The sequence below is a fragment of the Priestia abyssalis genome (genome assembly GCF_002019595.1).
GTDB classification, from domain to species: domain Bacteria; phylum Bacillota; class Bacilli; order Bacillales; family Bacillaceae_H; genus Bacillus_BA; species Bacillus_BA abyssalis.
In genome coordinates this window covers 1,893,863-1,913,238 of sequence record NZ_KV917369.1, presented here as the reverse complement: position 1 = coordinate 1,913,238, position 19,376 = coordinate 1,893,863, and the positions used below count along the sequence as shown (strand labels likewise).

The window sequence follows — 19,376 nt, the reverse complement described above, 5'->3', positions numbered from 1 at the left end:
ATTTTATGCTCCATACATAAAAATGAACAAACACTTCCTCAACAAAAGTTTCTCGGACCCAGAAAATAAAAAGAGCGGATGCATCGTTTACATCCGCTTTCATTAGTTGTACCTATTTACAATTCTAAAAATACAATCTCTATATCCTAATCAAACGTAATTGACAGTTCGTTTAATGTTCTAAACCCCATCAGCTTTCGCCATGGAAGATCAAAAGATGCTGGTTGGGGATTGTCTATCTGTTGCAGAAAAGTTTGAATCGCAATTTGTGCTTCTAAACGTGCCAACGGAGCGCCTAAACAAAAGTGCGTGCCATATCCAAATGCAAGATGAGGATTCGGATTTCTAGTGATATCAAGCAAATGGGCACAAGCAAATTGATTCGGATCTCGATTTGCAGCCCCCAACAGAATATAGACTTGATCGCCCTTTTTGATCGTTGTTTGGTCAATTTCGATATCCTCTGATGCAACGCGAGCAGTCATTTGTGTCGGACTCTCATAACGCAAAAACTCTTCTACGGCATTTTCAATAAGCGATGGGTTTTCTTTTAGCTCCATCATCTGATGAGGATGTTTCAATAAGGTAAAAATCGAATTGCTGATGAGGTTAACCGTTGTCTCATGACCGGCAATAACAAGTAATATACATGTTGCAAGTAATTCCTCGTCTGTTAGTCTATCCCCTTGCTGCTCCTCTTTTATTAGCAGGCTGATAAGATCCTCTTCAGGGCATTGTTTCCGTTTTTCCACCAACTGCTTAAAATAATCACGCAAGGTGACTGTAATGGCATTTCCATTGTCTAAGGCCTTTCTTGAACGAGTAAAATCAATGGTTTGGATTAAACTTACCGTCCATTCTCTAAATTGTTGCCGTTCTTCCCCGGGGACTCCTAATATTTTCGCGATAATGAGACTCGCTAAAGGAAAGGCAAAATCGGAAATGACATCCATTGATTTCTTACTTTGGACTTGTTGCAGTAAATCGTTTACCGTTTCTTGTATGTAAGGGCGAAGACGTTCCACCATTCTAGGTGTGAATACGTTACTAACAAGAAAACGTAACCGCTTATGGTCAGGTTGATTTTTAAAAAGCATCATATCATTTTGGATATTTTTTAGCTGCTCATATTTTTTGGAAGTCTGGGGCAGCGGGATACGATTTTTGAATCGAGTATCTTTAAGAATCATTATCGCTTCTTTATAACCTGTCACGTACCATCCTGGATATTTCAACAGATTTCCCCAATAGATAGGGTGTATGGATCGAAGCTTATCATAAAAAGGATAAGGATTTTGAAAAAACTCCGAAGTAGTAAATGAAAGTGGTATAGTTTGATTTACATTCGTTTTCATGTTAGCCCCCTTGTCATACAATCACACTCTTTTTAGTCTGCAAACTCTATCCATTTACAAAAAAACATTCATCCAATCATGTTTAACTCTTTTCCGATAGAATGAAAGCATTCTAGCAAGTAGTCTATTTCTTTTGAAGCATGGGCAGAGGTGACGGTTAGCCGGATACGGCTCTCTCCATTTGGTACGGTTGGCGGACGGATCGCAGGTGCGTATATTCCATTTTCCCGAAGCTTTTCCGCAAACATCACAGCATCTTGGGAATCTCCGATGATTACGGGAATAATCGGGGTTAGATCTCCCTTCACAATAAAGCCCATTTCTTCTAAACTATTTTTTATTTTTTTTACATTGGCAAATAGCAGCTGTCGTTTTTCATTACTTTCTTCAATGACTTCCAATGCGGCATGTGAAGCAGCACAGATTGACGGCGGCATGGCTGTTTGGAAAATAAAGGTTCTCGCATTGTTGAGCAGAAAGTCAATCAGCACCTTTGAACCCGCAACAAAACCGCCTTCCGTCCCAACCGCTTTACTTAAGGTTCCAATGACAACATCGGGACAGACACCGAAATATTCACTTGTCCCCTTGCCATTTTCTCCTAAAACTCCTGTTGCGTGTGCATCATCCACAATCACGTAAGCACCGTACTGTTTCGCAATTTGAATGATCCGATCAAGAGGAGCAATCGTCCCATCCATACTAAAAACTCCGTCTGTTACAATAAACCGCCGTTTATATGAGACAGTTTCTTTCAATTTGCCTTCAAGATCATTCATATCGATATGGTTATAAACAACCGTATCCGCTTTTGAAAGCCGGCACCCATCGATAATGCTTGCATGGTTTAATTGGTCGCTTAAGATCACATCTCCTTTTTCAGGTAAGGAAGAGATCACACCGACATTTGCTAAAAATCCGCTGGAAAACAAGAGAGATGCCTCCGTTTGCTTAAAACGAGCGATTTTTTCTTCAAGCTTTTGATGCCAATCAGTATGGCCCGTCGTTAACCTCGACCCGCTGCTTCCTACTCCAAATTCGTGCAGGATGGCTTCTGCTGCATAAATTAAGCGCCGATCATTCGCAAGCCCTAAGTAATTATTGGATGAAAAAACGATTTGGCTCTGCCCATCAACCAACATCTCAGGAAGAGGAGCCGTATTCATGGTACGAAACTGCCGGTACAAACCTGCCTCTTTTGTTTTTTCTATTCTCTGGCTTAACCATTCATCAAGCATCAACAATTATCACCCCATTGAACGAATATTGGCTGTTTTTCCAGGTAATCTATGTATGAATGAAGATCGCTTAAACCATCCACAAAGAAGATTCGGCAGCCGAGCTCATCCCCATATTCTTTTAGCTTCGTAATTCGCTGATAGCCCTGCTTTTTACTGGCAACATAACCTGTTACATATTCAGGATCATCCGACCAGCATAACTCTGCGACAGTAGCGGGATGCGCACTCACCTTTGTTGCAAGTACAAGCGCCTCCTTCACTCTTTGGCTTCGGGGCATTTCGTAATGGTCAGCCCATTTTTCAAAATTCGTGGTCAACCAGTCCATCCTCGAAACTCGAATACCTTTTTCATTTTGGCCATCGATTCGTAAACCGGAACGAATATCAAACAAAATCGCCCCTCTCAATTCTGAATATTCCGCTATTTTTTCGTATGCCTTTTCAATGATTTCCATTGGGACTCCTGCTTTCTCTAAAAGATTCCGAGCAACTGCTTGCCCTTCTTCTACAGATTCCACTTCATTTGTCCCAATCGGTAATGGCCTCAATTTTTTTATTGGTTTATCAATCATTTCAAACTGAATTTGCATAAAATCCGGGTTACCTCTTGAATGAGCTAACGCTTTTTCCAGCAGGACATTTACAGCATTTTTCAAATTGTCATATGTTGAAAGTTGTTCCCCGCCAGATATATGCTTTCCACCTTTTTCGTGAGGCCCATTCTGTGCTGCTCTCATTCTGACACTATAAAACTTTTCCTCACACAAGATTTCTATCATCCTTCCATTTTTCCAATATTCTTGTCAGCGGAAAAGCAGTAGTGATATTTATCCCGCATTAACGGACAGTAAGACCCCCACTGATGGAAGTTTCCTTTGTAAATATTTTTCACCTCTGCCATCCTAGTCATCGTTTTCTACTGGGTTGGAATTTTGTACAAAGAAAGTAAGTGAAATGTATATACTCATAAGCATTTAAATGAATCATTTAAACTAAAGATTAAACTGTTTCCTTTTTAAATGTTAACCATAATAAAATATCAGTTAACATTTAAAATATTAAATTTTCTTATTTGCTTTGTCAATATTTTATTTCCTGCAAAACCTTACTGACCTTACATGCAAACTTCACTTTGCTTGCCCGCTGCTATTTAAAAATAGGGAATGTCGGAAAAGCAAAACAATGCCTAGAAAAAACAAAAAAGTACCCCTATCCATAGAGGTACCTTTCGTCATTCGATCTATTTCGTTGCTGGAGCCAAATTAGCTTCAGGTGATGTTACTTTGTCATAAAAATCTACGAATTTATCGCGATCGTCGCTGTCACGGTAAGCCATGGCGACACGCGGATGTTCGTTCAATGTACCTGAAATCATGTAAGGAATGATATAGCCCCACTCCCACTTTTGACGCATTTCCAGCATGTGCTTTTCAATGACACCAAGAACTGGCTTAATCTCATAGCTTGCCTTTTGGATGTAGCTGACGAGAAGCTCTGTGTGACAGTTACCGGCTGCACGACCCATGCCATAAACAGATGAGTCTAGGAACGTAACCCCATTTCGCATCGCTGTTAATGTATTGGCGAAAGCCAGCTGCATATTGTTATGCGTATGGATTCCAAGCTGTTTGTTTGGAATCATCGCTTGGAACCTTTTCACTTGATGCTCAATGTCCACAGGATCCAGGCTTCCAAAGGAGTCAACGATATAGACAACATCTACAGGACTTTTCTTCACCATTTCAAATGCCTCAATAAGCTGGCTTTCAGGTACACTGGACAACGCCATAATATTAAGTGAAGTCTCATATCCTAAATCATGGAACATTTGGACAAGCTCCAAGCCTTTATCCACTTCGCGGATGTAGCACGCCACCCGAATCATATCTAACACACTTTGCTCACGCGGCAAAATGTCATTTGGATCTACACGCCCAATATCTACTAAGGCAGAAAGCTTCGTGAACTTTTTCTCGGGGATAATTTCTTTCAGGAAGTTATCATCAAGAAATCTCCATGGATTGGGTTCAGTCGCTTTTAGAAGCTTAGGAGAATTTTTGTAGCCAATTTCCATATATTCAACACCGGCTTCGCTTAAGCCATTATATAAGTCTTGAACAAATTCCACGCTGAAATCCCAATTGTTGACCAAACCTCCATCACGAATGGTACAGTCTAAAATTTTGCTGTGATGTGCCATGATAGTAACGTCCTCCCGTTTATACTGCTTTTTAGCAATTTTATTTTTCGTCTTTGATGCTTTTTCACTTTTATGCTTTTATGTATTAAAATGTATTATTATGGTTATATCACGATTCATTTGAAGGTGTCAATCTATTTTCAAATATTGGCTTTATCATTTTAGGCGAGAAGACTCCTACTTCCATTTTGTGCAGGGCGCAGCCCAAAAATAAGGGGGAGATGAATCGCCTTTTTGCGTAGCGAAACACTTGTTCTCATGGTATAATCTTCCTGTACAGGTTGTTCTTTGAAAACTGAAGATATAAGGTTGTGACAGGTAAAACGTCTGTCACGTAAAATCTTCAACGTTCAGTCGCCCCGCACGTATCGAAGTAACGAAAACCAAGCAGAGTAGAACGTGCGGTGAGTTCAACGTACAAGATGCTAAAAAGTGTTCACCGTAGGGACTACGGGTAGAGCCTGCTCCATAACTGGTGGATACACTGGTGTTCGCAGGAATCCCCCACTTCAAATTTTCGTTAGAAAATTAAGTGGTGGGTAGCTCAATTAATAGCAACCACTGCAGCAGACCATATCTTCAATTGACACAGCTTTTTTTGTTTTTAGCCTTCTTTATTCATAATTTGCTCAAGGGTTTTGTATTTTATCATGAAGATCGGGTTATAAATCTCTCCTACTTGTACAAAATATTGTGTATCTTACTGAAAGGAGAACTTTCCATGACAAATAAAAATGATAACCGTGAACGCAAAAACAAATATCCAAACAACTTAAAAAATGATGCAGAGTTTTCTAAAGAAACAGGTATTCGAAGTGAAATCACGAAAAAAGATTTAAAAAAGTAGCAACAGCGCACGTTAAAAACCAAATAATTCAGGCCCGCACGATGCGGGATAAAGAAAAAACGGGCCAGTCCCCGTCATGTTAAATACTTTAACTCAGCGTGCGACTGCCCCGTATCTGCACATAAACAACACCTAATAAGGTATGCCTATCGATCACCTACTATAATCACTCTTCCTCATCCATCATTTCATCAAAGGCATTGGATACTTTTTCGAATTCTTCATCACTCTCGATGAATGCCAGGTCACCCTCATGATCGATTTTCAAAAAGAAGACATCGATATCTTCTTCGCCCCCTTGTTGAAGATCTTCTACAAAACCGACAGCGGCATATTCTGTTCCTTCAATATTGACCGTTCCTAACACTTCCACTTCCTGTTCCTGTTCATTCTCATCGGTAATCGTAAAGATTTCGCCTACTTCAAGTTTTTCCATGTCATCTTTCTCCTCTCATATGTCTGAAAACAAAATGTTCAAATGGTCAATCTACTAACATATCTTCCCTAAGAGAAACAGATTCATGCGTCAAAAACAAAATATTTTTGAGCTTTCATGGAGCATTCTAGTTTGTTTGACCAGAATCAAAGGTGACCGGTTACGTTTTTATCTTTACCACAACAACTTTTCTAAAAAAGCAAGCTTTAACTTCGCATTATCTTTAGTGATAATGTCTACTCCCGTATCGATGTTTTTTTCAACTTCCTTTCCCTTCATCACCTTCGATGCAGCTTCAACACTTACATATCCCATATCGTAAGGATTCTGTGCTACAGTATCCTTCAACGTTCCCTGTTCAATGGACTCCACCATTTTGATAATCCCATCTGCTCCTATGACCGGCATTTTATGTCCCTGCCTCTCAATAGCTTCTAGTGCACTTAAAGCCATAATATCAGTAGTGGCAAATACCCCTTTAATATGAGGATGATGCTGCAAAATGGATGTCATCGCTTTTCTAACAGGCGAGGGTTTATTCGGCAATGATGCTTTTTCTGCCGCAATTTTGATTCCTGCGGCTTCCAAACTAAATTTAGCCCCTTTTATCCGTTCACCTGAAATGGGGCTGCTTACATCCCCGGTAATAAGGGCCACTTCATCTCCCGGCTGCAGCTGCGAAGCCAATAGCGCCCCTGCTTTTTTGCCTAAATCAAAATTATCTGTACCAATATAAGACGTTTTACTTTCCAACGGAATATCTGTATCTATCAACAATACGGAAATCTTATTTTTGGCGAACTCTTCTAATATGGACATGACAGCCGGCGATTCAACTGGAGAGACAACCAATACATCAGGGGGTTCCTTAAGAATGTTTTTTAATATATGGACCTGGGCGTCTTCTTCTGATTCGGAAGAGGTGCCAACTACTTCCCCGTCTATCCCAAAGTCTCGGAATCCCTCTTCTGCTCCTGCCTTAACAATTTCCCAATACTGTGTATTTAGTTCTTTTAATACAACGACTACCCTTGGTTGTTTGCCTGCAAATGGTTTAGATATAATGCCAAGTAAGGTGGCAGAAAAAGCAAAAAGTATAAGAACAGCTAGTAAGCTTGTCTTCAACATTCAATCTCTCTCCCGTTTCTATGTAAATATCAAAATAAAAAGGATCACATATAAGCCAACCAGGATATCTTATAGAATCCCCAATCATACTGGCTGCGGATCGTTCCTTTTTTTATATTTTTTCATTATACCAAAAATTGCGCAAACGATTGTTTTTATTTTTAAGAGATAAAATAAAAACAGGCTGCAGAGTCGAATCATAAGCACTCTACAGCCTTTTTTATTTAGCTAACTCGCGATTTTTTCGTTAGAATCCGTTGATTTTTTTGCTTGCAGGAAGCGGTTTGTTTCTGCGACAACCACACCGCTTAATCCAATCAGGCCGATTAAGTTCGGAATGGCCATCAGACCGTTTGCGATGTCGGAAAACGTCCAAACCAATCCAAGTTTTAAATTGGCACCGACCGCAACCATTCCAACAAAAATACAGCGGTAGTATCGCACCGCATTCTGGCCGAATAGGTACTCCACACATTTTTCTCCATAATAGGACCAGCCAAGAATCGTTGAGTAGGCAAAGAAAATAATCGCAATCGCGAGAATGATGCTGCCTGTGCTGCCAAAAACAGATTGAAAAGCGATTGTTGTCGCTTCGACACCCGTTTTGCCAGACTGCCACGCTCCTGTTGTGATTAGCACAAGGCCGGTAATGGTACATACGACAATTGTATCAATGAATGTTCCTGTCATCGATACGAGTGCTTGCTTCGCCGGAGAATCGGTTTTTGCCGCTGCGGCTGCAATCGGCGCACTTCCCAATCCAGCTTCATTGCTGAACACACCTCGCGCTATACCAATTTGAATCGCAGTTGCCACCGTCGAGCCAACAAAGCCTCCGGCTGCCGCCGTACCGCTGAATGCTCCTGAAAAAATAAGCGAAAATGCCGCTGGAACTTGATCAATATGATAAAAGATAATAATGAGTCCAGCTATGATATAAAAGACGGCTTTCACCGGAACAAAAAAGCCGGTGACTTTCCCGATTTTTTTAACTCCTCCTAAAATGACAGCCGCACTAAATACAGCCATCAACACACCGCTGACGATTGGAGATACGGAAAAGTTGATTCGCATGGCCTCAGCGACCGAATTAGACTGTACCATATTTCCAATTCCAAAAGAAGCCGCTATACCAAATACGGCAAACATGACAGCGAGCCACTTTTTCTTTAAACCATTTTCCAAATAATACATCGGTCCGCCGGAGTATTCTCCATTGGCACCAACAACTCGGTATTTTACCGCAAGAATGGCCTCTGAATATTTGGTTGCCATTCCAAAAAACGCGACGATCCACATCCAAAATAATGCGCCGGGTCCCCCGATGGTCACTGCCGTGGCAACCCCAGCTATGTTCCCCATTCCAATCGTGGCCGCCAGGGCGGTCATCAATGACTGAAAGTGGCTGATATCCCCATCTGCGGAACTCTCTTCTGATTTCCCAAATGCCAGCTTAAGGGCATATGATAGTTTAGCAAATTGCAAGCCTCTAAGGCGAGCCGTAAGGAGGATTCCTGTTCCTACAAGAAGGATTAGTGTAGGCAGCCCCCATACATAATGATTGATTACTTCTAATACTTTACTTACTGTCTCCATCTCCATTCTCCCTTACAAAAAAATAAAAAACCATTTCATTCAAATGAAATGGTCTCTGGAGATACAAGGCATAGAAAAATAAACCGATCCGGAATCGGCATTTTCTGTCGCTTGTCTCTGTCCTTTTACCTGAGAGATTATCCGCCGTTACTGACGGATTTGCTCCTTCGGTGCTCTGTTTCCTCCGTGCCGTTTGGCAATGGAGGGAGTCTCTCCAGAGATTCGTCCCCATACAGTTCTACTCGTTACCCAAGACCTGAGAGTTTCAAAGCTGTCCGACCAGCTTTTTGCCCCATCGGTAGATCGATTGATCTTCTCCTGTATGGTTCATCCGAATGCTATGAAATTAACAAGTGCTATTATAACCACTTATAAAGAAATGTGTCAAGATTCATGTTGTAAAAGATGAAACAAAAAATAGGAAGCTCAACGTTCGAGCTTCCAAAATCCTACTATAATTGCCCTGCAATCACTTTTCCTTTAAATATAACAGCTTCACGTTTTGGTGTTCTGGCTACTGCTTCCGCTGAGCAGGATGCATTGACGAGAACTAAGTTTGCATCATCACCTTCAAGCGGCCACGTGACTTCTCCCTCATGGTTTAATGGTGTCGGCCCTCCTGTCGCCCATTTAAGTGATTTGGCTAATGAACGCTCATCACTTTTTCGATAAAGTTCACCATATTTCGTTACCTTTTCTAATAAATCTCCCGTGCCGAAAGGTCCCCATGAATCGTAGAAACCGTCGCAGCCTAAATAAACATTTACTCCTTTACGGTCTAAAAGTTCGATCGGCGGAAGTGATTTTGTGAGCGGAATGGTAGACATAATTGACATTCCGAGTTCGCTTAACTTATCGGCGATATCTTCTGCTTGAGGTTCGGGCACTTCACCTAAGCTGAATGCGTGGCTAACGGCAGCGCGGTTGTGCCACTTCGCCTCTTCCACCATTTCTGCTAACTTATCAACCGTGTAATAACCGACATGCCCGTCATCATGTAAATGGATATCAACATCAGCATTAAATTCTACAGCAAGATTCATCATCTCATAAAGTGATTTCTCAATATTACGGTCAATTCCAGCAGGGTCCAACCCGCCAACAAGATTAGCCCCGGATCTCATCGCTTCTTTCATTAGCGGAATCACATGTTCTCTTAAAAGACCGTGCTGCGGGAAGGCAACAATTTCATAGGTCAGCTTATCGGAATACTCTTCAAGCGCCGCTTTTACGCCTTCTAAGTTTTTCAAGCCGATATATGGATCAATATTGACATGTGTGCGTATATGGGTAGAGCCTTTTGAAAGGATTAACTCAATCATTTTGCTTGCCCGCTGCTTTGTTGTAGGAGCCAATTCTTCAAGCTCCATCGCCTCGTAACGTAAGCGTTCTCCTAAATTTTCCGCTGGTTTACAAGCCTTCCAATCAAGAGAAAGATAGGTTTTATCTAGATGATTATGCATTTCTTTAAACGTTGGAATCGCTAAAAACATTTTGCCGTCAACCGCTTTTTCACCGTGGGGAATCTCAAAGCTGTGACTCTGCTTTTCTACAATTTTTCCGTCTTGAATTTTCAAATGGAATACCTCTGTCTTTGTTGTGTAAACGCCTTTTTCATCTTGCAAGTATCCTGTTTCTAACCGAACATTTTTTAACCAGTATGGTGTTGACATTCTACTTCCTCCTTCGCAATTTATATATATTCCACTTAATAACTCGACACCTCTTCATTCAATCGAGAGGCATCACAATCGGCGATCCAGACAACTTGAATTCGCCCTCAAGGGTTCACCTATACGGATGGCGCCAACCCCGCAAGGGGGGTGTCAGTCGCTTAGGTCTAGAAAATTTGGCATGGCCGTTCTTTGGTCATGTTGAATTTTCTAAATCGATCTATATAGAGTTTATACTCGAACTGTATCCGATTCGATTAATTTACTTTCAACCTTTCTCCCTTTAAAATATAATGTTTCAACAGTTGCCCGTCTCGCAATGGCTTCTGCTGAACAAGTAGCATTGACTAACATCATCGTTGCATCATCGCCGACTTTTGGCCAAACCTGCTCTCCTTTTTCATTTAATGGAGTGATTCCGCCAGTTGCATATTTCAAGGCAGAAGATAAGGAATATTCATCAATCATCCGGAATCTTTCCGCCAGCATTCCAAGCTTTTGAATCGTATTTCCTGTACCGAAAGGAGACCAGTGATCGGTGATGCTGTCATGCCCTACCGACACCGGAATGCCAAATTGATCGAGTTGTGGAACTGGAATGGTCGGACGATTAACCGGGATGGTAGTCGTTACATCAATCTCTTGATCTTTTAAAATCGCGGCTATGTCAGAAAGTGCCTCCCCTTGCAAGTCACCTAACGCCATTCCATGGCTTATCGTTGCTTTCCCTTTAAGACCTGCTTCCTTCGTATAATGTGCCATTCTCTCAAATGTAAAAGCACCTAAAGAGTTCGGATCATGAAGATGGATATCCACGCCTTTCTTATGTTCAACGGCAATGTCAAAAATCGTGTGCAGCGATTTTTCAATGTTACGGTCTACCGTCGCCGGATCCACGCCGCCAACCAATGTTGCACCATTTTTCATCGCCTCACGAATGAGTTTTACTGAGTCGCTTCTAAGCAGCCCATGCTGCGGGAAAGCGACGATTTCATATGTAAGAACATCTTCATATTTTTTTAAAGCATTCACAGTCGCCTCTAAGTTTTTCAGGCCAATTACCGGGTCGACGTTACAATGTGTGCGTATATGGGTATGGCCATTTTTTAAATACAATTCAATCATTTTCTCCGCACGCTCCTGAGCGGTTGGCAAAAGCTTGGGCAGAAGCTCTACTTCCTCTTCCAATCTAGTAAAAATTCCTTTTGTAATGGGCGTACAAGCTTTCCATGGCCCGCCATAGTATGTTTTATCAATATGAATATGCATATCTCTTAATGAAGGGAGCAAAAGATGCTGATTTGCATCAAATTGATTTTCAGCGGCATTTGGAGCAGTATAAGTGATTTCAGTGATGTTTCCATCTTCAATTTTCAAATGGCAAATTTCCGTTTCAGTACCGGCAATACGATCATTTTCGTAGATGAAGCCTTTTTCTAAGCGGACATTCGTGATCCAGAGAGTAGTCATTCAAATTCCTCCTATATTTAAAGTTCTTTGTAACCGTCATGATCAAATATTAACTTTGCTGAATCCCTACTTAATTACTACATCATCGATCATCAAGTAGTTTGCAGCGTTGATCCAAAAATCACTTACATTTTTACTATGAACGGCCATATGTTCATAGTTACGAATTGGAATATAAACAGCATCTTCTAATTCCATTTGCATAACTTGCTCATAAAGTTCTTTACGTTTTGTTTCATCTGTTTCACGGCGTGCTGCTTCAATCATTTCATCTACTTTTAGATTACTATAGTAGAAGTGGTTTCCAGGAGGTCCCTGTGACGCTGTGTGGAATAAGTTATATTGGTTGTAATCGCCATCACCTGTTGCATTCCCCCAGCCGCCGATAAATAAGTCGTGCTCCGATTTATCAATCGTGTCAATGTATGCACCATATTCCATCACTTGAATTTCCACATCAACGCCAATTCCTTTTAATTGGGATTGGACGACTTCAGCCATATTAATCCGCTCTTTTCTGTCACTTGTCAGCAATTTAAGTGAAAGCCCTTTTTCGTATCCGGCTTCTTTCAATAACTTTTTTGCTGCATTTAAATCATAGTCATACGGCTTCACATTATCACTATGTCCGAACACTTTCGGACTCATTGCAGCATTTGCCAGTGTCCCTACATTGTTATAAACGCCTTTAATAATCGCGTCTCTTTCAAGAGCATGGCTAATAGCTTTACGGACTTTCACATCATCTAATGGTTTTTTCTTTGTATTAAAACCTACATATTCAACAGCAAGGCCTTCTGTCCTGTAAAGACCCATCGTATCAGATGCTTCAATTCGCTCAAGTTCCGTTACAGCTACTTGGTCGTTTATATGGGCTTCACCCGTTTCAATCATGGCTAAACGCGTAGCATCTTCAGGAACGACTTTAAAAACAACACGGTCAATATTCGGCTGTTTCCCCCAGTAGTTCTCATTTTTCTTTAAAGAAATTTCCTGTCCTGTCTTCCATGCCTCAAATACAAATGGACCTGTTCCAACTGGATGCTCCGATAATTTTTCAGGATTGCCAGTCAATGCTTTTGGACTAATAATGCTTCCTTCATTACTCGCCAAAATAGAAAGAAGCGGAGCATAAGGGTAATCAAGCAATAACTGTACTGTATAATCATCAATAATTTTGACTTCCTTAATCATCGCGAACTTCTCACGCTGCGGTGATCCTGTATTTGGATCAAGCAATCGGTCAAATGTTGCTTTTACTGCTTCCGCATTAAACGGTGCGCCGTCATGGAATGTTATGCCTTCTTTCAACTTAAATTCCCAAGTCGTATCATCAATAACCTTCCACTCTGTCGCTAAAAGAGGCTGAATTTTCATGTCTTTATCCGGTTCAACCAATGTTTCATATACTTTTTGATAAATGATATTGGCAGATGGTATATCTGTAATAAAATGAGGATCTAATTTCGTTGCGTCCGAAAGACGGACAACCGTTAATGTCCCGCCCTCTTTTGCACCTTCCGATTTACTTTCAGCGTCTTTTGATGTGTTCGAATGAGTCGAACATGCTGAAACAAACAACAACATGAATCCAATTAAAGCAAACATTATCCCCTTTCGAAGGGTTCTTCTTTTTTTCTTCAATGTTTCTCTCCCCTTTGATGTTTTTAAACTTCCTTCCTTGCAGCTTAAAACGTCTCTTCACCCTCCCTTCCTAATTACTTATCTGCATTATAGAAGATGGTGAATTGAAATATTTACAGAATATTTACTTATTTTTTAAATATTTTGACAACTATCTTGAAAAATATTTACTTTACCTTAAATTTTGATAATTTTAATAAAACATCATTCATTTTTATACCATCTCTTTTATTGAAAGGAGGAACAAATCTTTTCATGCAGGTCCATCTTCGTAAAAACTGTTTTAGGGAGGAAATATAATGTCACTTGAATTAAAAACGGAACAGCCAAATGTTGTTACAAAAACGTTAACTAGCCCAAAGGAATCTAAGGTAAAAGATTTTTTTTCTCTATTAATGGTCAATAAAGCGGCAATGGCGGGAGCCGTTATCATTCTTTTCTATATTTTCATCGCTTTATTTGCACCTCTTCTTGCTCCTTATAGTCCTTATGAGATCCATTTAGAAAATAAATTAGTGCCTCCATCCGCAGATCATTGGATGGGAACAGATGATAAAGGAAGAGACATTTTAAGCCGAATTTTATACGGTTCAAGACTTTCAATGGGAGTTGGATTTGCTGCAGTTTTATTCGGAGCATTTTTTGGAATTATTTTCGGGCTAGTCGCTGGCTATTATGGAAAATGGGTCGACTCTATCATTATGAGAATGATGGACGTCATGCTTGCATTCCCGGGGATTCTATTAGCACTTGCGATTATTGCTGCTCTCGGTCCAAGCCTTATCAATGTTACGATCGCTGTTGGGGCTTTCTCCGTTCCTTTATTTGCAAGAATTGTTCGCGGATCTACGTTAGAAGTAAAACGCCTTGAGTATATTGATGCAATTCGTTCACTCGGGGCAAACGACTTCACCATTATTTTTAAACATATTTTTCCGAATATTCTTTCACCTATCATTGTTCAGGGGACGCTGCGACTGGCTACAGCCATTCTCTCGGCAGCTGGATTATCCTTCCTCGGGCTTGGTGCACAGCCACCGTCTCCTGAGTGGGGAACGATGCTGAGCAGCGGCAGAGATTTCTTGTTCTCAGCCCCTTATATTGCCTTATTTCCTGGCCTGTCCATTTCCATTTTAGTGTTAGGATTTAATATTTTCGGAGATGGATTACGAGACGCGTTTGATCCAAGAATGAAAAAATAAATGATCCATTTAGAGGAGGTTAGCAATCGATGCTGATGTTTATGTTACGCCGTATTTTACAAACCATTCCCGTAATGATTGGGGTTACATTTGTTGTTTTCTTCATTATGCAGCTTGTTCCTGGTGACCCGGCCGTTTTGCTTGCAGGTGAAGGCGCTTCAAAAGAAACCATTGAAGCACTTCGTGAACAACTTGGATTAAATCAGCCTTTATATATTCAGTATTTCGAATACTTAATGAACGTTTTTAAAGGAGATTTAGGTGTCTCATTAAAAAATAGCCAGCCTGTGCTGGATGAAATTTTAGTTAGATTGCCGATTACAATAGAGCTCGCTTTTTTCAGTATCATTATCACCATTGTTCTAGGAATGGCTGCGGGGATTATTTCAGCTGTCAAACCATATTCTTTTACAGACGTTAGTGTTATGCTCATTGCTCTGTTTGGAATTTCACTCCCAAGTTTCTGGCTCGGTTTAATGCTCATGTATTTCTTCTCTGTAAAACTGCAAATATTGCCTGTTGCAGGATGGGACAGCCTGCTGCATGTCATCTTACCAGCCGTTACCTTAGGGGCTGGCGGGGCGGCAATTGTAGCCAGAATGACAAGATCGAGCATGCTGGAAGTCGTTCGCCAAGACTATATTCGAACGGCGCGGGCAAAAGGGCTCCGTGAAAGCATCATCATCTATAAACACGCACTAAGAAATGCATTAATTCCCGTAATCACCGTTGTCGGACTGCAGTTTGGAGCTCTGCTTGGCGGAACGGTCCTTGTGGAATCAATATTCGCGATTAATGGACTGGGGAGAATGATTGTCGATGCTATTCGGATGCGGGATTTGCCAATGGTTCAAGGCGGTGTACTATTTGCCTCGCTTATCTTCGTAGTCGTGAATTTATTCGTTGATGTTTTTTATCGATTCTTTAATAAACGCATTGAATTAAATTAAATTAAATTAAATGGTGGTGATTGGTCGTGAACGAAAAAAATAGGCCTATTTTAGAAGTAAAAGGTTTAAAAACACATTTCACAACAACACGCGGTGTGAGTAAAGCCGTTGATGGGATTGACTTTACATTGCATAAAGGAGAGACTCTGGGAATTGTTGGCGAATCCGGCTGCGGCAAAAGCATGACCTCCCTCTCTATTCTTCGTCTCATTCCTTCTCCTCCAGGAAAAATTGCAGGCGGGTCGGTTTTATTTAAAGGAAAAGATTTAGTGACAATGTCAGAGACTGATATGAGGAAAATCCGCGGAAATGAAATATCGATGATTTTCCAGGAACCAATGACCTCTTTAAACCCTGTCATACCAGTCGGAGAACAAATAGCGGAAGCGCTGAGGATGCATCAAAATATGGGAAAAAAGGATGCATGGGGAAAATCCGTTGAAATGCTGAAATTGGTAGGAATTCCTTCTCCTGAAAAAAGGGCCAAACAAGAGCCCTTTCAGTTAAGCGGCGGAATGCGTCAGCGGGTAATGATCGCTATGGCCCTTGCCTGTACACCCGAAGTATTAATTGCTGACGAGCCGACAACCGCACTCGATGTTACGATTCAAGCACAAATACTAGAGCTTATTAAAGAATTGCAGACAAAGATCGGGATGGGTGTCATCATGATTACACACGATTTGGGCGTTGTTGCAGAAACATGTGACAAGGTAGCCGTCATGTATGCCGGAAATATTGTCGAGCATGCTTCTACCGAACAGATTTTTGCTGATCCAAAACATCCATATACCCAAGGTTTGCTGAACTCATTGCCTAACATTTATGAGGATCAAGACGAATTGGCCACCATTGATGGCACTATCCCGAGTCCATACAATTTACCGCCCGGCTGCCACTTTGCCTCCAGATGTCCTTATCGGCAAGAGATTTGCACAACACACCACCCAGATCTCATTGAACAAAACGATGGTGCTAGGGTAAGATGCTGGAAATATACAAACCAATGGATTGGTAATACGGAGAGCGAGGAGGTTATGTAAGAATGGAAACATCTGCACAAAAAAAAGTAATCTTACAAGTAGACCATTTAAAGCAATATTTCCCTGTCAAGACAGACTCCATCTTTAAGCCAAAAACATATGTAAAAGCGGTAGATGACGTTTCATTTCAGCTTTTTGAAGGCGAGACTTTAAGTATTGTTGGCGAATCCGGCTGCGGCAAATCAACAACTGGTCGTGCCATTTTAAGACTCGATGAACCAACAGACGGAAAAGTTCATTATTCCGGGAAAAATATTTTAGACCTCAATAAAAAAGAGTTGAGAAAGCTTAGAGGAGATTTACAAGTCATTTTCCAAGATCCCTTTGCTTCTCTTAACCCCCGTCAAACGGTAAAACAAATATTAAATGAAGCGATGGCGATTCAAGACGTAGTAGCGAAACCCCAAAGAATGGACAGAATGCTCGAACTGCTCCGCTATGTCGGGCTGCCGCCGGAATCATTGGATCGTTATCCACATGAATTCAGCGGTGGACAGCGCCAGCGAATTGGGATTGCGAGAGCGCTTGCTGTTAATCCGAAACTAATTATTTGTGACGAAGCTGTTTCTGCTTTAGATGTATCAATTCAAGCGCAAATTCTTAACCTATTAAAGAAGCTGCAAAAACAGTTTCAGTTGACCTTTCTCTTTATCTCTCATGATTTGAGTGTAGTCAGACATATTTCTGACCGTGTTATGGTCATGTACCTGGGAAAAGTGGTGGAAATCGCGGAAAAAAAAGCTTTATTCGATTCGCCGCTCCATCCATATACGAAGGCATTATTATCCTCCATACCTGTCCCTAATCCAACTTTAAAAAGAGACCGTATCACATTAAAAGGAGATGTGCCCTCACCTATCGATCCGCCCAGTGGATGCCGCTTCCATACACGCTGTCCATTCGCGGTAGAAAAGTGTAAGCAAGAAGAACCCCCGTTAAGGGAACTTCATAAAAATCATTTTGTCAGCTGTCATATCACAGAAAATTTACCGAATTAAAAACCATTAAGATATTTCCAAAAAATAATTAATTGTTTAAAATATTTATATAAATCATTTAGCATGGGCAAAAAGCGCCCATGCTAAATGATTTATGTGGATTCATCTATATTCGAAGGAGAAACTCGTCCCATGTTAGCCATTGAAACCTTCTCCATTTACATTATGTTTTGCGTTTTAGCACCGCTGCTTGGTGCCTTTACCCTACTGTTTTTGTTCATTTTTGAAAAACGAATTAACCTGCTTGAAAAACAAACACGTGAAATTGCTTTAGAGAGAGAATTGCAAAAGGCTCTTTATAATCAATTGAATCAAGAAATACAACCGCACTTCTTTTTTAATACGTTAAATTCAATCTTAGGCCTGGCAAGACTGGATCGCAAAGATGAATTGATACGTTCGATTGAAACGCTATCTAAACTGCTTAAATTTAAATATCAGACAAATAATACTTTTATCACACTTGAAGATGAATTGACTTATATCAATTACTATTTAGAAATACAAAAAACAAGATTTAGAGACAGGCTTCACTATGAAATTTCAACAGATCCAAATGTTACAAAGGCTATTATTATCCCTTTTTTAATTCAAACACTTGTAGAAAACGCTTTCAAGCATTCGTTTGAAAAGCATATTGGTGAGGCCCTTTTAAAAGTGAAAGTTATCAAAAAAGAATATGAAGTACATGTAATCGTATGGAACAACACTTCTGATGCACTTGAAAAAGATCCGCAAAAAGGGGGACTCGGATTAGACAATATTGCGAAAAGACTGGAGCTCCTGTTCCCAAACAATGAAACGTTTGTCCAATTAACGAATTCACATAACAGTACGACAGTTTTAGCTGTTTTTCCTTTTGTTATCAAGTCAGAAAAACTGGAAGGTGAAAAAACGAAATGAATATCTTGCTTGTAGATGATGAACCCATTGAATTAGAACAACTCGAATATTTAATTCAAAAAAAGTTTCCCACTTGGAATATATTCATGGCACAAGATGCCTCGCAAGCTCTTAAAATAGTCAGCCAGCATGATATCTATATTGCTTTCCTGGATATTCAGCTTCCAGGAAAATCAGGGCTTGAGTTAGCGACGGAGCTTTCTCGTATTCATACAATCGATATTATTATGGTGACAGCTTTTCAAAGTTTTGAATATGCTCAAACCTCACTTAGACTCGGAGTGATCGATTACATTACCAAGCCTGTCATTGAGGATGAGCTCATGACCGTATTATCAAGATATGAACGTTTAGGCAGGTACTCAGAACAAATCATTAAAGCTTTGCAAATCATCCAGCAAGAGTATAGTGAAAAATTAACGTTAAATTACTTAGCTTCTAAAATTCATATTAATTCAGCCTATTTAAGCAGAAAATTTCAAGAGGAAGTCGGGATGGGCTTTTCCGAATACTTGAATGACTTTCGGTTAAAAGAGGCACAGCGCATGTTAATAGAGTTTCCTGATTTAAGTATTAGCACGATTGCAGAAAGATGCGGATTTAACAGCCAGCATTATTTTAGCCAAATGTTTCGAAAAATGACTGGACAATCTCCTCGGGATTACCGTTTAAAGGAGACAGCCCGTTGAA

The 19,376-nt window shown here is 40.5% G+C and carries 17 protein-coding genes and 1 riboswitch; of the genes, 7 read left to right on the top strand and 10 right to left on the bottom strand.

What is annotated here, in order from left to right:
- Positions 1-146: 146 nt before the first annotated feature.
- The 4 genes from BK575_RS08830 to BK575_RS08815 all read right to left on the bottom strand — a co-directional run bounded on the left by BK575_RS08830 (position 147) and on the right by BK575_RS08815 (position 4,796).
- Entirely contained in the window at positions 147-1,355 is a 1,209-nt protein-coding gene (locus BK575_RS08830; protein WP_078410054.1) for a cytochrome P450, read from the bottom strand.
- Positions 1,356-1,423: 68 nt separating this feature from the next.
- Positions 1,424-2,596 (bottom strand): 8-amino-7-oxononanoate synthase, encoded by a 1,173-nt coding sequence (gene bioF, locus BK575_RS08825; protein WP_078410053.1) that lies wholly within the window; start codon positions 2,594-2,596, stop codon positions 1,424-1,426.
- The gene (bioW, locus tag BK575_RS08820; protein ID WP_078410052.1) at positions 2,593-3,363 is read right to left on the bottom strand and encodes a 6-carboxyhexanoate--CoA ligase; all 771 of its coding nucleotides are present in this window, start codon (positions 3,361-3,363) and stop codon (positions 2,593-2,595) included. The genes bioF and bioW overlap by 4 nt, the downstream gene beginning before the upstream one ends.
- 473 nt (positions 3,364-3,836) lie before the next feature.
- Positions 3,837-4,796, bottom strand: a complete 960-nt coding sequence (locus BK575_RS08815) for an aldolase catalytic domain-containing protein (protein WP_078410051.1) — start codon at positions 4,794-4,796, stop codon at positions 3,837-3,839.
- Positions 4,797-5,517: 721 nt separating this feature from the next.
- Here BK575_RS08815 and BK575_RS29310 point away from each other — a divergent pair.
- Complete coding sequence (locus tag BK575_RS29310) at positions 5,518-5,643, top strand: hypothetical protein (protein ID WP_268877709.1); 126 nt, start codon at positions 5,518-5,520, stop codon at positions 5,641-5,643.
- 166 nt (positions 5,644-5,809) lie between these two features.
- Here the strand turns inward: BK575_RS29310 and BK575_RS08810 are convergent, their stop codons facing one another.
- The 6 genes from BK575_RS08810 to BK575_RS08785 form a co-directional block, all read right to left on the bottom strand.
- Complete coding sequence (locus tag BK575_RS08810) at positions 5,810-6,079, bottom strand: DUF1292 domain-containing protein (RefSeq protein ID WP_078410050.1); 270 nt, start codon at positions 6,077-6,079, stop codon at positions 5,810-5,812.
- 174 nt (positions 6,080-6,253) lie between these two features.
- Complete coding sequence (locus tag BK575_RS08805; protein WP_078410049.1) at positions 6,254-7,207, bottom strand: sugar ABC transporter substrate-binding protein; 954 nt, start codon at positions 7,205-7,207, stop codon at positions 6,254-6,256.
- A gap of 228 nt (positions 7,208-7,435) precedes the next feature.
- Positions 7,436-8,803 carry an alanine/glycine:cation symporter family protein gene (locus tag BK575_RS08800; protein WP_078410048.1) on the bottom strand — a complete coding sequence of 456 codons (1,368 nt, stop codon included), beginning with the start codon at positions 8,801-8,803 and terminating at the stop codon, positions 7,436-7,438.
- Between the two features lie 107 nt (positions 8,804-8,910).
- Positions 8,911-9,031: riboswitch (glycine riboswitch) on the bottom strand.
- Between the two features lie 224 nt (positions 9,032-9,255).
- Positions 9,256-10,476 carry an amidohydrolase gene (locus tag BK575_RS08795; protein WP_078410047.1) on the bottom strand — a complete coding sequence of 407 codons (1,221 nt, stop codon included), beginning with the start codon at positions 10,474-10,476 and terminating at the stop codon, positions 9,256-9,258.
- A gap of 231 nt (positions 10,477-10,707) precedes the next feature.
- Positions 10,708-11,946, bottom strand: coding sequence for an amidohydrolase family protein (locus tag BK575_RS08790; RefSeq protein ID WP_078410046.1), 1,239 nt, complete (start codon positions 11,944-11,946; stop codon positions 10,708-10,710).
- Between the two features lie 66 nt (positions 11,947-12,012).
- Positions 12,013-13,554 carry a glutathione ABC transporter substrate-binding protein gene (locus BK575_RS08785; RefSeq protein WP_204524898.1) on the bottom strand — a complete coding sequence of 514 codons (1,542 nt, stop codon included), beginning with the start codon at positions 13,552-13,554 and terminating at the stop codon, positions 12,013-12,015.
- 335 nt (positions 13,555-13,889) lie between these two features.
- Here BK575_RS08785 and BK575_RS08780 point away from each other — a divergent pair, with 335 nt between their 5' ends.
- From BK575_RS08780 to BK575_RS08755, 6 genes are all read left to right on the top strand, one after another.
- Entirely contained in the window at positions 13,890-14,792 is a 903-nt protein-coding gene (locus BK575_RS08780; protein WP_078410044.1) for an ABC transporter permease, read from the top strand.
- A gap of 29 nt (positions 14,793-14,821) precedes the next feature.
- On the top strand, positions 14,822-15,742 hold the full coding sequence (nikB, locus tag BK575_RS08775; protein ID WP_078410043.1) for a nickel ABC transporter permease: 921 nt from the start codon (positions 14,822-14,824) through the stop codon (positions 15,740-15,742).
- A gap of 26 nt (positions 15,743-15,768) precedes the next feature.
- Positions 15,769-16,785: an ABC transporter ATP-binding protein gene (locus tag BK575_RS08770; protein WP_078410042.1), complete on the top strand. Its 1,017-nt coding sequence runs from the start codon at positions 15,769-15,771 to the stop codon at positions 16,783-16,785.
- Between the two features lie 2 nt (positions 16,786-16,787).
- Complete coding sequence (locus tag BK575_RS08765) at positions 16,788-17,783, top strand: ABC transporter ATP-binding protein (protein ID WP_078410041.1); 996 nt, start codon at positions 16,788-16,790, stop codon at positions 17,781-17,783.
- Positions 17,784-17,915: 132 nt separating this feature from the next.
- Positions 17,916-18,686 carry a sensor histidine kinase gene (locus BK575_RS08760; RefSeq protein ID WP_078410040.1) on the top strand — a complete coding sequence of 257 codons (771 nt, stop codon included), beginning with the start codon at positions 17,916-17,918 and terminating at the stop codon, positions 18,684-18,686.
- Entirely contained in the window at positions 18,683-19,375 is a 693-nt protein-coding gene (locus BK575_RS08755; RefSeq protein WP_078410039.1) for a response regulator transcription factor, read from the top strand. Before BK575_RS08760 ends, BK575_RS08755 begins: the two co-directional genes overlap by 4 nt.
- Position 19,376: the final 1 nt, after the last annotated feature.

What these genes read in the sequence shown, in the direction of transcription:
- BK575_RS08830 (WP_078410054.1), bottom strand. Translation starts at nt 1,355, where the DNA reads ATGAAAACGAATGTAAATCAAACTATACCACTTTCATTTACTACTTCG.
- BK575_RS08815 (WP_078410051.1), bottom strand. Translation starts at nt 4,796, where the DNA reads ATGGCACATCACAGCAAAATTTTAGACTGTACCATTCGTGATGGAGGT.
- BK575_RS29310 (WP_268877709.1), top strand. Translation starts at nt 5,518, where the DNA reads ATGACAAATAAAAATGATAACCGTGAACGCAAAAACAAATATCCAAAC.
- BK575_RS08810 (WP_078410050.1), bottom strand. Translation starts at nt 6,079, where the DNA reads ATGGAAAAACTTGAAGTAGGCGAAATCTTTACGATTACCGATGAGAAT.
- BK575_RS08805 (WP_078410049.1), bottom strand. Translation starts at nt 7,207, where the DNA reads ATGTTGAAGACAAGCTTACTAGCTGTTCTTATACTTTTTGCTTTTTCT.
- BK575_RS08800 (WP_078410048.1), bottom strand. Translation starts at nt 8,803, where the DNA reads ATGGAGACAGTAAGTAAAGTATTAGAAGTAATCAATCATTATGTATGG.
- BK575_RS08795 (WP_078410047.1), bottom strand. Translation starts at nt 10,476, where the DNA reads ATGTCAACACCATACTGGTTAAAAAATGTTCGGTTAGAAACAGGATAC.
- BK575_RS08790 (WP_078410046.1), bottom strand. Translation starts at nt 11,946, where the DNA reads ATGACTACTCTCTGGATCACGAATGTCCGCTTAGAAAAAGGCTTCATC.
- BK575_RS08785 (WP_204524898.1), bottom strand. Translation starts at nt 13,554, where the DNA reads ATGTTTGCTTTAATTGGATTCATGTTGTTGTTTGTTTCAGCATGTTCG.
- BK575_RS08780 (WP_078410044.1), top strand. Translation starts at nt 13,890, where the DNA reads ATGTCACTTGAATTAAAAACGGAACAGCCAAATGTTGTTACAAAAACG.
- nikB (WP_078410043.1), top strand. Translation starts at nt 14,822, where the DNA reads ATGCTGATGTTTATGTTACGCCGTATTTTACAAACCATTCCCGTAATG.
- BK575_RS08765 (WP_078410041.1), top strand. Translation starts at nt 16,788, where the DNA reads ATGGAAACATCTGCACAAAAAAAAGTAATCTTACAAGTAGACCATTTA.
- BK575_RS08760 (WP_078410040.1), top strand. Translation starts at nt 17,916, where the DNA reads ATGTTAGCCATTGAAACCTTCTCCATTTACATTATGTTTTGCGTTTTA.
- BK575_RS08755 (WP_078410039.1), top strand. Translation starts at nt 18,683, where the DNA reads ATGAATATCTTGCTTGTAGATGATGAACCCATTGAATTAGAACAACTC.